Consider the following 12,575-nt stretch of genomic DNA (forward strand, 5'->3'; position numbering starts at 1 on the left):
GAGATCGCCTCCTTCGGCGGCTTCCTGGGACGCAAGGGCGATGGTGAGCCGGGGGTCAAAAGCCTCTGGATCGGGCTGCGCAGACTCTTCGACTTCACTCTCGCTTTCCAGACCCTCCGAGATGTGGGTAATGCGTAGCCCTTGCGGGGAGGGGCCGGGGGAGGGGGTCGCCGTCCCCTCTCAGTCGACCCGCACCAGCCGCAGCACGGTGTTCCCCATGCGCAGGGTGTCGCCCGGCTCCAGGGGGTGCTCCTGGTGGGGGGGGATGGGGGTGTCGTTCACGTAGGTGCGGTTCTTGGAGTCCAGGTCCACGACGGTGGCGCGGCCGCCGGAGACGCGGACGCGGGCGTGCTGGCTGGACATGTAGCGGTCGCCCAGCGCCACCACGCCGTCGGCGGGCTTGCGGCCCAGCACGGTCTCGCCGCGCACCTGCACCGGCTCGCGCAGCACCTCCGACTGCACCACCTCCAGCAGGGCGGTGTCCAGGGGGGCGGCACGGGCGGGGGCGCGGTGCCCGGCCACCAGGGGGCGGCCCAGCTCCGGGGCGGCGGGGGCGGCGCCCGGCTTCCGGTCGGCGGGGGCCTCCAGCCCCAGCGGCTTCACGAAGGCGAACTCGCGCTTGGTGTCCAGCAGGACGATCTCCACGCGCAGCCCCGCCCGGGCGATCCCGTTGTCCTGCGCCCACTGGGCGGCGAAGCGGCGGAGGTGGTCCTCCTCGTCGCGCGACCAGAGCGCCGGGTCCACCCCGCGGGGCACCAGGTCCGTGGAGACGAAGACGCGCAGGTCCGGCGCGCTCCGCCGGTCGGCGTAGCGGCGCAGCGCCTCGCGCACGCCCTCTTCGAGCTGCTGGCGGAGCGTGGGCTGGAAGAACTTGCGAAGCAGGCTGATCATGGTGCGCTCGGGGTTTCGGATCCGCCCCGCGCCCCGCAACATCGGGACCGCGGACAGGGCTCGCGTGAAGGGCTCAGGAGGGGGACGCGAGGGCGGGGAGGGTGAAGCAGAACACGCTCCCGCCGCCGGGCGCGTCCTCCACCCAGATCTCGCCGCCGTGCTCCCGGACGATGCTCCGGCAGATCGCCAGGCCCAGCCCCGTGCCCCCCTTGCGGCGGGAGTCGGAGGAGTCGAGCTGCCGGAAGGGCTCGAACACGGTCTCGCGCCGGTCGTGCGGGATCCCCGGGCCCTGGTCCGCCACGCGGAAGAGGACCCTCCCCCCGCGCCGCCGGGCGTCCAGGCGCACCGTGCCCCCGGCGGGGGAGAACTTCACCGCGTTGGCGAGCAGGTTCGTGAGCGTCTGGATCACCCGGTCCGGGTCCGCCAGGAGGGTCGCGTCCAGCGGCTCCACCCGGAGGGCGAGGCCGGCGCGCTCGGCGGGCTCGCGCAGGGTGTCCGCGGCGCGCTCCATCAGCTCCGCGGCGGGCACCGGGCGCGGCTCCACCGGGAGCTTCCCGGCGGCGATCCGCTCCGTGTCCAGGATGTCGTCCACCAGCCGCACCAGCCGGTCGGTGTTCTGCAGGGCGATCTCCACCAGCCGCTTCCCACGCTCGTCCAGCGCGCCGGTGAGCCCGCTCGCCACCAGCCCCAGCGAGCCGCGCATGGAGGCCAGCGGGGTCCGCAGCTCGTGGCTCGCCACGGAGATGAACTCGTCCTTCATCCGGTCGATCTCGCGCCGGCCGGTGATGTCGCGGGCCACCGCCTGCCACCCCACGGGGCGGTCGCCCTCCATGACGAGCTGCACGTTCTGCCCGATCCACACCTCGCGCCCGTCGCGGGTCACCACGGGGAACTCGTAATAGCTGCTGGAGAGCCGCTCGCGGACCTGGCGGCGGTAGAACTCCCGCGTCCGCTCGCGCCAGTCCTCGCGCACCAGGTGCAGGTAGGTGGACCCGACCATCTCCTCCTCGCCGAAGCCCAGGATGCGCGCGGCGGCGGGGTTGGCGTAGGTGAAGCGGCCCTCCAGGTCGGCGCGGTAGATGACGTCGCTGGCCGCCTCCACGAACTGGCGGAACTGCTCCTCGCTCCGCCGCAGCTTCTCCTCGGTGCGCTTGCGCTGCGTGAGGTTGCTGAACACGGTGATGGAGCCCACCACCGCCCCGTCCTCCAGCCGCGGGGCGCTCGTCGCCAGGCAGGGGACGGAGCCGCCGTCGGCGCGGAGGAGGCGCACCTCGTAGGTGGCCGTCTCCCCGGCGCGCCACTGCGCGCGCGCCTGCAGGAGCGCCTCGTGGTCCTCCGGGGGGATCACCTCCTCCGCCCGCGCGCCCAGGAGCGCGGCGGGGTCGCGCCCCAGCATCCGCCCGAGCTGCGGGTTCACGAAGCGGAAGCGCCCGTCCGGGTCCGACACGGTGAGCCCCTGCCCCATGGTGTTCACCACCTGCACCACGAAGTCGCGCTCGTGGCGCAGCTCCTCCTGCATCGCGGCGCGGATGGAGGCGTCGCGCCGCAGCTCGATCTCCGTGACCACGGAGGTGCTCAGGTTGCGCAGGATCTCCAGCTCCCGCTCGGTCCACGCCCGCGGGCGCGCGTCCAGGACGCAGAAGACGCCCAGCGGGTAGCCGTCGGAGGCGGAGAGGGGGACGCCCGCGTAGGAGACCAGGCCCATCTCCTGGACGGCGGGGCTCTTCCCCAGCACGGGGTGCCCGCGGGCGTCCGGCACCACCAGCGCGTCTCCCGTGCCGGCCACGTACCTGCAGAGCGAGCCGGAGAGCGACGTCTCCCGCTCCTGCACCCACCCCTCGGGGAGCCCCACCGTGCTCTTGAAGAACTGGCGGTCGTGGTCCACCAGCGACACCAGCGCGACGGGGACCTCCAGGACCGTGGCCGCCAGGCGCGCGAGGCGGTCGAAGTCTTCTTCCGCGGGGGTGTCCAGGAGGCCGCTGCGCCGGAGCTCGGCGATGCGCTCGGGGTCCGCCGCGTGGGGAGGATCGGGGGTCATGCTGTCCAGGGGCCGCGGGCGGAGGTGCGCCGGGAAGGGTGCGCCGGAACGGAGCAACATGCGGAGCCGGGAGGGATCGTGCAACGGGAGGGAAGCGGCGGTGTCCGCCGCCGGGGAGCGGCGGCGGACACCCGGAGCGGACCGGGGTCCGCTCAGTCGTACGCGTGGTCGCGGGCGTAGGAGTGCGCCGTCCAGGCCGAGATGACGTGGCACACCCAGCCCAGCAGCCCGCCGGTGCCGATCCACAGGCCCGGGGTGATGATCAGCCAGAAGAGGGCCCGCCAGATCGTCCCGTTGTAGACCTGCCCGAGGCCGGGGATCAGAAAGCTCAGAACGGCAGCCGTGCCGGGGTTCTTCATCGAGGGTTCCTCCTGCGTGTCCGTAGGTTCGGTGGACGGCGGACCGTGCGGCGCCCGCGTCCCGGGGTACTACGCGCGGCGCGGCCGGCGGGTTTCAGGGCGCGGGTGGAGGAGATCGCCCGCGGCACGTTTCTTACGCGGTGCGGGCCGCGACCGACGGGCCGCTCCAGGAGCGTGTCCCCGCACGGACCGCGGACGGGTGCCTGGATGACGAACGAGATGGCGAGCCTGGAGCCGAGCGGGAGAGCGAGCCGAAAGCTCCGCCGCCGGCTGACCCTGAAGGGGGAGCTGATGCTGGCCCTCCTTCCCACCCTCACGGTTCTGGCGGTGCTCGGGTTCGTGGAGGTTCTGAGCGAGCAGCGCCTCCTCTTCGCGTCGCTGGCCTCCAGCGCCTTCCTCATCTACCTGGACCCGCAGCACGGCACCAACTCGGTCCGGACGCTCACCGTCTCCCAGCTCATGGCCGCGGGGATCGGGTGGACCGCGTACGTCGTGATCGGGTCGGGCTACCTGGGGGCCGGCGGAGCGATGGTGGCCACCATCTTCCTGATGATCCTCCTGGACGTGGTGCACCCCCCGGCGGTCGCCACCGCCATGAGCTTCGCGCTGCGGGCGGGAGGCGTCAGCAACCTGGTCCTCTTCGGGATGTCGGTGGGGATCACGGCGATGCTGGTGATCACGGAGCGCGTGGCCGTCTGGCTCCTGGCCCGCTACCCGGCGCGCTGAGGGTCGGGGACGGACCCGCGGCTTGCGCGGCGCGTCCGCGCCGGTAGCTTGGTCGCGTCCGCCTCCGTCATCTCACCGCGTGCGAGGTCCCATGGAACCCGCCAACGAGCCGTCTGCCGTGCTGGACCCCGCGCTCCGCCGGGAGCTGGAGCAGGCCGCCGAGGGGCTGGTCTACAGCAGCGAGGGCGACCACCCCTTCGAGGTCTTCGCCCTCCCGTGGGGCGACGCCGGGCCGGTGACCCCGGAGGCGTTCGCGGCGCGCGTGGCCGCCGCCCCCGTCGAGCCGGTCGGGGAGGTATCCCTGGACCGCTTCCTCGCCCACCACCTGGAGACCAGCGACCCGTACGACACCGAGGCGCAGCGGATCCGCCCGCGCTACGAGCGGCTGAAGGCGCTGCTCCTGGAAAGGCTGGACGGCGTGCGCGTTTTCCGCGTCGGCGAGGTGCAGGTGCGCTGCTACGTCGTGGGGCGGGACGGGCGGGGGAACCTGGCCGGATACCGGACCCTCGCGGTCGAGACCTGAGCGGACTCCCTTCGATTTCGGCCGGAGACATGCTCCCTGTTGTTGGGCACCTAATTCTGGATTAACTTGTTGGGCTGGAAATTCTTCGACACCTGAAGCAGTTCCTCCCGCGCATCCCGCCGTCCGGCGGGATCGGACGATCCATCCTGCACAGAGGCGATTCATGCGCACACGCTCCATCGGCGTTGCCGGTGCCTTCTCGCTTGTCCTGGCGCTCATCTCCTGTACCGACGTGAGCCCGGTCGGCCCGGAGTCTCGCGACGCGGCGCTGCTGTCGACGGCGACGGTGCAGCGCCCCCAGGTCGTGATCAGCCAGATCTACGGCGGAGGCGGCAACTCCGGCGCGACGCTCAGGAACGACTTCATCGAGCTCTTCAACCCGGGCACGGAGCCGGTGAGCCTGGAGGGCTGGAGCGTCCAGTACGCCTCCGCGAGCGGCACCTCGTGGCAGTTCACCGCCCTGTCGGACACGATCCATCCGGGAGGGTACTACCTGGTGCAGCAGGGAGCGGGTGCCGGGGGGAGCGTGAGCCTGCCGACCCCGGACGCGACCGGCGGCATCGCGATGAGCGCCACCAACGGCAAGGTCGCGCTGGTGCGGAGCCCCGGCGCGCTCCCCGCGGGAACGTGCCCGTCGGGACCGTCCGTGGTGGACCATGTGAGCTTCGGCACCACCGCGACGGACTGCGGGTTCGGCACCACCGGCTCGCTGAGCAACACGACGGCCGCGCTCCGCAACGGCGACGGCTGCTCGTACACCCAGAAGCTGTCGGCCGACTTCAGCGTGGGCGCCCCGGAGCCGCGCAACAGCAGCAGCCGGAGGACCACCTGCGCGTCCTCGGACACGCCGCTGCCTCCGCCGTCGACCCCGGTGGTGGGGGACCTCGTCATCAACGAGGTGCTGGCGGACCCCAACGCGGTGCTTGACTCGGTGGGTGAGTGGTTCGAGGTCTACAACCGCAGCGCGTCCCCGGTGAACCTGCAGGGCTGGCAGATCCTCTCCCGCAACGACGCGCCCCACACCATCAACGCCAGCGTGGTGGTGCCGGCCGGCGGCTACGCGGTGCTCGCCCGCAATGGCGACACCTCCGTCAACGGCGGGGTAGCGGCCGACTATGTCTACCATACGGGCGACGCCACCCTCAACCTGGCGAACAGCGTCGACTGGCTGGTGCTGCGCGACGTGACGGGGGCCCAGGTGGACTCCGTGGCCTGGAACACTACCGCCCCGCGGGGCGCCTCCCGCGCGCTGCTGGACCCCGATTCCGACAACACCAGCGTGGACGGGGACAGGTGGAGCACCTCGCTGGTGGTCTTCGGAGCGGGGGACCGGGGAACCCCGGGGAGCGACAACAACGCGCCGCTGCCCCCTCCGGGAGAGGTGGCGAGCATCTTCCTGAGCATCAACGCCCCGGCGCAGGTGCCGGCCGGCTATACCAAGCCCGCCTTCCCCACCGCGCGCGACGCCTTCGGCACCATCATCTCCCCGCCGCCGGCCTACACCTGGACGAGCTCCGACCCGTCGGTCGCGAGGGTGGACGAGCTGGGCTACATCACCGGCGTCTCCGTGGGGACCGTGACCATCCGCGCCACCGCACCCAACGGGGTGTCCGGCAGCGCCGGCTTCTCGGTGATCGCGGCCGACGCGCCCACGCCGGCCGTCTACCGGAACCACCTGGAGTTCGGGATCCCCACGGACGGCACCCCGGGCGACGACCACCTGATGCGGAAGCCGCAGTTCGCGCTCTCGTACAGCACCGTCCGCGGCGGGCCCAACTGGGTGAGCTGGAACATCAACGCCACGCACTTCGGGCCGGAGGACCGCTGCAACTGCTTCACGGCCGACCAGAGCCTCCCCGACGCCTTCTACAAGGTGGTGGACTTCGACTACCGGAACGGCGGGTACGACCGCGGGCACATGGTGCAGTCCTTCACCCGGACCACCACGGAGCAGGAGAACGCGGCCACCTTCCTGCTGACCAACATCCTCCCGCAGGCCGCCAACAACAACCAGGGTCCCTGGGGGGCGTTCGAGAACTACACGAACGACGTGGTGCGAAGGCAGGGGAAGGAGGCCTACGTGGTCGCGGGGGGCGAGTACTCCGCGAACCCGCAGACGCTCAAGGGCGAGGGGAAGGTGCAGGTCCCGGAGTTCACCTGGAAGGTGGTGGTCTTCGTGGCCGGCGGTAAGGGGCTCGCCGACGTGAAGTCGCTCGCCGACCTGGAGGTGGTCGCGGTGCGGATGCCCAACGACACCGCGGCCGCCCGCACCATCCGCAACACCCCGTGGGAGACGTTCAAGACCACGGTGGACGACATCGAGGCGCGCGTCGGCTACGACCTCCTGGACCGGCTCCCGGACGCGATCGAGCGGATCGTGGAGAGCGGGACCCGCTTCCCCACCGCCCGCGTGGACGGGCCGTACACCGGCGTGGAGGGCTCCCCGGTGAGCTTCGACGCCGGCGCCTCCACGGACCCGGACGGCGACGCGCTCACCTACGCGTGGGACTTCGGCGACGGGAGCACCGGGACCGGCGTGGCACCCACGCACAGCTACGCCGACAACGGCAACTACGTCGTCAAGGTGACGGTGAGCGACCCGTACGGCGCGAGCAGCACCGCGACCACCTCGGTGATGGTGGTCAACGTGGCGCCGACGGTGGCGGCCTTCTCCGGGGGGACCGTAATCCGCGGCGAGACCTTCACCTCGGCCGGGACATTCGCGGACCCGGGCGCCGACACCTGGACGGCGACCGTCGACTACGGGGACGGGTCGGGCGCCCGGCCGCTGGCGCTCTCCGGCAAGGCGTTCTCGCTCTCTCACGCCTACTCCGCGGCGGGCACCTACACCGTGACCGTAACGGTGACGGACGACGACGGCGACGCCAGCACCCGCACGGCCAGCGTGACGGTGCAGACTCCCGCCCAGGCGGTCCAGCGAATCATGGCGTCGGTGGACGGGCTCGTGGCGGCCGGTGACCTCACCCGGGGTGAGGGCGCGGCGCTGAACGCGACGCTCGACGCCGCCCGCGCCTCGGCCGATCGGGACCCGGTCGCGGCCGCGAACCAGCTGGGGGCGTTCATCAACCAGGTGGAGGCGCTGCGAGGCTCCGGCCGCCTCTCCGCGGCGGAAGCGGAGCGCCTGATCGCGGCGGCGCGGCGGGTGATCCGCAGCATCGGCTGACGGTCGGGCGGTTCGAACGGACGGGAGGGGGCGCCGCTCGCGCGGCGCCCCCTCTTTTTTACTCCATTTGTTTCTTTGAATTCTTGTATCTGTTTGCGACGTAGGGACATTGCGTGAAACCGGCGCCGTGTCTGCGCATCGCGGGAGCGAAACGGCGCCGCCCCGTGACAACCTTTCGGCGTTTTGCTGAATCCAACCGGGTGAGAGCGACGTAGTGCCTCACGAAGGCAGCACACCACCCGATCCGAAAGAGGAAGCCATGTCCCGCACCGTAACCTACATCGCAGCCCTGGCCGCCGGTCTCGCCCTCTCCGCCTGCGCGGACCGTCCGGCGGACAAGGTCGCTCCCGCGCCGCGCACCGCCCAGGCGGTCCCGGCCCTCCTCTGCGGCGACGCCAGCCGCCCCTGCGAGCTGGACGCCGTCGTGGTCTCCAGCCCGCGCGCGCCGGCCGCGGAGAACACCGCCGTGTCGGCGCGGTCCTGACCGCGCCTCCCGGCCCTCCCCGAGGGAGGAGCCGGGCGTCGTCCCTGAAGACCGGCCGCGCGGCGGCCGTGAAGGCATAGATGCGATCCGCGACGCGCCGCCCGGGGAGTCCCCGGACGGCGCGTTGTCGTTCCCGGGCGCCACCGGGACCGGCGATCGGCAGGTTTGTTCCCATTCGGGAACGGAGCTGCGGGGCCGGACGTGGCGGTTCTCGCTACCCGGTTGCGGTGCAACGAGTTGCCGAAATCGTGGACCTGGACTCACCGTACAGGTATCATACACCCCGCAAGCTGCCGGCACTCCTACCGAACCACGGTCTTCCCGCCCGGTCGTCGTAGGCTGGTCCGACGCACCCCTCCACAATCCAGATTCCGGACGCGGATGTCCGCTCGCGCACCCCGCACCTTCGCGGCCTGGGTGGCGCTGGCACTGTCCCTGTGCGCCGCAAACGGCGCGCACGGCATGCCCGCGGGCCGCGGCATGCCCGCCGCAGAGCCGGGTGCTCCGGCGCCGCCCGCGGTGTCGGTCGCGATGGTCAGCGCGCCGGACCTGACGCTCGACAGCAACCGGCCGTGCACCGGGCCGCAGGCCACCTACGTGGCCTTCCGGGTGACCAACACCTCCGGGGCCCCCCAGACCGACCTGCGGGCCACCCTCGGCGGCTTCGCGGGCGGGATCACGCTCGCCGGAGGCCAGGCGGCCACCCAGTACGTCGGCGCCCTGGCCCCCGGAGCGCAGCGGAACGTCTACTGGCTCGTGACCTACCCCTGCTCGTTCGGGGTCTCCGCGACGCTCACGGCCTCCGTCACGGACGCCTCGGCGGGGGCCGCCACGGGCTCCGGCACGGTCACCACCCGGAGCATGATCAGCGCGCAGGCGGGCGGGGTGCTGGTGAGCGGCCTCCTGGGGCCGGGAGCGGTGGTGGGGCAGACGATCCCCCTGGACGTCACGTACGACTTCGGCGGAGCGGACGTGGGGACCACCTACGACCTGCAGCCGGTGGGGAACACCTCGTTCAGCGCGGGATGCTTCCAGATGGTCGGCTCGCTGGTCACCTCCTCCAACATCCTCGCCATCCCGGCCGGGGCCGCCAACCGGCAGTACTTCACCGCCTCAGCGAAGCAGACCGGGAACGGACAGCAGGCCACCATCCGCTACTACTTCAAGTACCTCTGCGCGGGGGTGGCCTCCAGCGCCCGCCCGTACTCCAACCAGCTCAGCGGGACGCAGCTCAAGTACTCGTCCAACTACGAGACCTTCGTGGGCCCGACGCTCCCGGGGGCGAGCAACCCGTTCACGGTCTCCAAGAGCGTCTCCCCCGCGGTCCTGGACGGCGGCGGCTCGGTGACCTACACGGTCACGGTCTCCAACCCGTCCCCCTTCACCGCGGAGGTCGACTCGCTCGTCGACGCCCTCCCGCAGGGGGTGACCTACACGGGGACCGTGGCCGGGAGCGGCGTGAGCGCGGCGAGCTCCGGCTGGGCGCCGACGGCTCCGTCCGCCGGGACGCTCACGTGGCGCGGGCCGTACACCCTCCCCGCCGGGGGGACCCTCACGCTGGTCTACACGGCCGACGTCGCCGCCACGCCGGGGCAGTACGTGAACTCGGCGGCGGCCTGGGCGGGGCTCACCCACCTGGGGACCGCCACCGCCACGGTGACCGTGGCATCCTACGGGGTGGCGGTGTCGCCGCAGGGGCTCCCCTCGGCCGAGCGCCGGCTGGCGGGGACGGCCTACGCCCGGCCCTTCACCGTCACCAACACCTCCAGCGTGGCCGAGACGTTCGACCTCGCGGTCCGCCTCGCGGGGGCGGCGGGCACGTGGGCCACCGTGGACTCGCTGACCGGGCCGGGGATCGCCACCGGCGCGCGGCCGGACAGCGCCCGCGTCTCGCTGGCCGCCGGCGGCTCCGGGGACTTCACGGTGTGGTACACGGTCGCCGCGGGGCCGCTCGCCGACGACGTGCTCCACCTGCGCGCCCGCTCCGTCGCCCGGCCGGCCGTGCAGGCGGAGGGGTGGGCGGAGCTGCGGCGGGTGCTCCCGGCGCTGACGCTCGCCCGGAGCGTGCTCCCCTCGGCCAGCTCGCCGCCCGGGACGGACCTGACGTACACGCTGCAGTTCGGCAACGGCGGCGAGGCGGACGCCAGCGGCGTGGTGGTCACCGACCTCCTCCCCGCGCAGCTCCTCTTCAAGCTGGGGAGCCTGCAGGAGACGCTTCCGGCCGGCGTCTCCGCGACCGTGGCCTTCTCCGCCGACGGCGGGGCGAGCTGGAGCTACGTCCCCGCCTCCGGGGAGTGCAGCGCCCCGGCCGGCTACGACGCCTGCGTCCAGCGCATCCGGTGGACGCTGGCGGGGACGCTCCCTGCCGATCCGGCGCTCTCCGCCGGGTCCTTCCGCTTCGTGGCCCGCATCCGATGAACCCCGGGGGCGCCGCCCCCCCTTCCCGCACCCCCCTGGAGACGATGAGCACACACTGGACCCGCTGGCTCCCGCTGGCGCTGGCGCTCTGCGCGGTTCCCGCGCACGCCCAGCAGGCGCCCGAGCCCTCCCCGCTGGTGGCGACGGCCACCAACCGCACCCTCGCCGCGGAGGCGGCGCGCGGCGCCCCCCGCAAGGACGAGCGCGTCCTCCCGGGCGACGTGCTCCGCTTCCGCCTGGCCTTCACCAACACGGCCGGGAAGCCGGTGCGCGGGGTGAACCTGGCCAACCCGCTCCCGGAGGGCTTCCGCTTCGTCGCGGGGTCGGTCCGGTCGAGCCGGGACGATGCCCGCGCGGAGTACTCGGCCGACGGCGGCGAGACCTTCTCGGCCCAGCCGATGGAGGAGGTCGTGGTCGAGGGGCGGCGGGTCCGCCGCCCCATCGCCCCCGAGCGGTACACGCACGTCCGCTGGACCGTGGACGGATGGGTGGCTCCCGGAGCCACCGTCACCGCGGAGCTCGACGCCCGTCTCGCCGCGCCCGCCGGGGCCGGGACGACGCCCGGCGCACGCTGATCCCTCACTCCCCTCTCCCAGTCACCACCGGACACCCAGAGATGAGACTGACCCTCCGCAGGCTCGCGCTCGCCGGCCTGCTCCTGGCGCCGCTGGCGGCATCGCCCGCCCTGGCCCAGAGCCCCACCCCCGAGAACACCGTCATCACCAACACGGCGACGGCCACCTGGACGGACGCCAACGGCAACACCTACACGCCGGCCACCGCCAGCGTGAGCGTCACCGTCGGCTTCGTGGCCGGCCTGGACGTGACCTCCGACGCGGCGGCCACCCCGCTCAGCCCGAGCAGCGCCAACGAGGCCACCTACACCATCGCCAACATCGGCAACGGCACCGACCCGGTGAGCATCAGCACCACGGCCGGCGCCGGCTCCAGCGTGAACGGCTACAAGATCGGGTCGACGACCTACGCCACCCTGGCCGAGCTGAACGCCGCGCTCGCGGCGGCGCCGCTCGCCGCCGGCGGGAGCGTCCAGGTGACGGTGGTCTACAGCGTGGCATCCGGGCAGGCGGGGCAGACGATCCCGCTCACGCTGACCGCCACCTCGACCCGGACCCCGGCCACCAGCGACGCGTCCACCATCAGCCTGTCGCCCATCGCGATCGCCGGGATCTCGGTGACGCCGGACGGCGGCACGGTGAGCCGCCTCCCGGGGAGCAGCGCGCAGTACACCGCAACCTTCACGCTCACCAACCCGGGCGGCGTGGCGGGGACCTTCGACCTGGCGGCCTCCACCTCCAACGGGGCGGTGCTAAGCATCGTCTCGGTGAACGGCACCGCGGGCGCGGCCGGATCGGTGACGGTGGGCGCGGGCGCCACGCAGACGGTGGACGTGGTCTACACCGTCGCCAGCGGCGCCGCGGCCGGCGCAACGGCGGGGCTGCAGCTCACCGCGACCTCCAGCACGGACCCGGGGACCACGGACAGCGGCAGCTACACCGTCACCGTGATCCGCGCGGCGATCTCCATGACCAAGGAGGCGTTCCGCGACAACCAGACGGATGCGGTCACCGGCGCGGCGACGGTCCTCCCGGGCGAGTTCATCCAGTACCGGATCACGGTGACCAACACCGGCGCCTCTGCGGCGAGCAGCGTCAGCGTCAGCGACCCGCTCCCGGCGCAGGTGGCCTACCAGTCCGCCGCGGGCGACGCCGCGGGGTGGACCATCTCCGAGTCGTCGGGCACGGTGACGGCGGCGCTGCCCTCGCTGGCGGCGGGCGAGAGCCGGTTCTTCTGGATCCGCGTGCGGGTCAGGTAGGTCCGGACGATGCGCTTCCCCTTCGCAACCACGGGCGCGGGCCGCAGCGGCGCCGCCAGGACGCACGTCGTCCTGGCGGGGGTCGCGGCGTGCCTGCTGCTCGGGGTGGTCCCGGCGG

The 12,575-nt window shown here is 72.9% G+C and carries 11 protein-coding genes; 8 read left to right on the forward strand and 3 right to left on the reverse strand.

Annotation, left to right across the window (positions count from 1 at the left end):
- Nucleotides 1-138 (forward strand): IS4 family transposase (locus VGR37_11260; protein ID HEV2147970.1); only part of this gene is annotated, 138 nt, incomplete at its 5' end.
- Between the two features lie 42 nt (nt 139-180).
- Here VGR37_11260 and VGR37_11265 read toward each other — a convergent pair.
- The 3 genes from VGR37_11265 to VGR37_11275 form a co-directional block, all read right to left on the reverse strand.
- Nucleotides 181-891 carry an FHA domain-containing protein gene (locus VGR37_11265; GenBank protein ID HEV2147971.1) on the reverse strand — a complete coding sequence of 237 codons (711 nt, stop codon included), beginning with the start codon at nt 889-891 and terminating at the stop codon, nt 181-183.
- Nucleotides 892-964: 73 nt separating this feature from the next.
- The gene (locus VGR37_11270) at nt 965-2,929 is read right to left on the reverse strand and encodes a PAS domain S-box protein (GenBank protein ID HEV2147972.1); all 1,965 of its coding nucleotides are present in this window, start codon (nt 2,927-2,929) and stop codon (nt 965-967) included.
- A 152-nt stretch (nt 2,930-3,081) separates the two neighbouring features.
- A complete protein-coding gene (locus tag VGR37_11275) occupies nt 3,082-3,288 on the reverse strand; it encodes a DUF5683 domain-containing protein (GenBank protein HEV2147973.1) in 207 nt (68 codons plus the stop codon).
- A 207-nt stretch (nt 3,289-3,495) separates the two neighbouring features.
- Between VGR37_11275 and VGR37_11280 the strand changes: the two genes are divergently transcribed.
- From VGR37_11280 to VGR37_11310, 7 genes are all read left to right on the forward strand, one after another.
- A complete protein-coding gene (locus tag VGR37_11280; GenBank protein HEV2147974.1) occupies nt 3,496-4,014 on the forward strand; it encodes an HPP family protein in 519 nt (172 codons plus the stop codon).
- Between the two features lie 91 nt (nt 4,015-4,105).
- Nucleotides 4,106-4,537, forward strand: a complete 432-nt coding sequence (locus tag VGR37_11285) for a nuclease A inhibitor family protein (GenBank protein ID HEV2147975.1) — start codon at nt 4,106-4,108, stop codon at nt 4,535-4,537.
- Between the two features lie 163 nt (nt 4,538-4,700).
- Complete coding sequence (locus VGR37_11290; GenBank protein HEV2147976.1) at nt 4,701-7,721, forward strand: DNA/RNA non-specific endonuclease; 3,021 nt, start codon at nt 4,701-4,703, stop codon at nt 7,719-7,721.
- Nucleotides 7,722-7,980: 259 nt separating this feature from the next.
- Entirely contained in the window at nt 7,981-8,205 is a 225-nt protein-coding gene (locus tag VGR37_11295) for a hypothetical protein (protein HEV2147977.1), read from the forward strand.
- Between the two features lie 381 nt (nt 8,206-8,586).
- Nucleotides 8,587-10,623, forward strand: coding sequence for a DUF11 domain-containing protein (locus VGR37_11300; protein HEV2147978.1), 2,037 nt, complete (start codon nt 8,587-8,589; stop codon nt 10,621-10,623).
- Between the two features lie 44 nt (nt 10,624-10,667).
- Complete coding sequence (locus VGR37_11305; GenBank protein HEV2147979.1) at nt 10,668-11,198, forward strand: hypothetical protein; 531 nt, start codon at nt 10,668-10,670, stop codon at nt 11,196-11,198.
- A 41-nt stretch (nt 11,199-11,239) separates the two neighbouring features.
- A complete protein-coding gene (locus VGR37_11310; protein HEV2147980.1) occupies nt 11,240-12,457 on the forward strand; it encodes a hypothetical protein in 1,218 nt (405 codons plus the stop codon).
- Nucleotides 12,458-12,575: the final 118 nt, after the last annotated feature.

The sequence above is a fragment of the Longimicrobiaceae bacterium genome (assembly GCA_035936415.1).
In the GTDB taxonomy this organism is placed as follows: Bacteria; Gemmatimonadota; Gemmatimonadetes; order Longimicrobiales; family Longimicrobiaceae; genus JAFAYN01.

Bases quoted from the DNA above. Each gene is read 5' to 3' on its own strand.
- VGR37_11295 (HEV2147977.1), top strand. From the start codon at position 7,981: ATGTCCCGCACCGTAACCTACATCGCAGCCCTGGCCGCCGGTCTCGCC.
- VGR37_11270 (HEV2147972.1), bottom strand. From the start codon at position 2,929: ATGACCCCCGATCCTCCCCACGCGGCGGACCCCGAGCGCATCGCCGAG.
- VGR37_11290 (HEV2147976.1), top strand. From the start codon at position 4,701: ATGCGCACACGCTCCATCGGCGTTGCCGGTGCCTTCTCGCTTGTCCTG.
- VGR37_11305 (HEV2147979.1), top strand. From the start codon at position 10,668: ATGAGCACACACTGGACCCGCTGGCTCCCGCTGGCGCTGGCGCTCTGC.
- VGR37_11275 (HEV2147973.1), bottom strand. From the start codon at position 3,288: ATGAAGAACCCCGGCACGGCTGCCGTTCTGAGCTTTCTGATCCCCGGC.
- VGR37_11265 (HEV2147971.1), bottom strand. From the start codon at position 891: ATGATCAGCCTGCTTCGCAAGTTCTTCCAGCCCACGCTCCGCCAGCAG.
- VGR37_11300 (HEV2147978.1), top strand. From the start codon at position 8,587: ATGTCCGCTCGCGCACCCCGCACCTTCGCGGCCTGGGTGGCGCTGGCA.
- VGR37_11280 (HEV2147974.1), top strand. From the start codon at position 3,496: ATGACGAACGAGATGGCGAGCCTGGAGCCGAGCGGGAGAGCGAGCCGA.
- VGR37_11310 (HEV2147980.1), top strand. From the start codon at position 11,240: ATGAGACTGACCCTCCGCAGGCTCGCGCTCGCCGGCCTGCTCCTGGCG.
- VGR37_11285 (HEV2147975.1), top strand. From the start codon at position 4,106: ATGGAACCCGCCAACGAGCCGTCTGCCGTGCTGGACCCCGCGCTCCGC.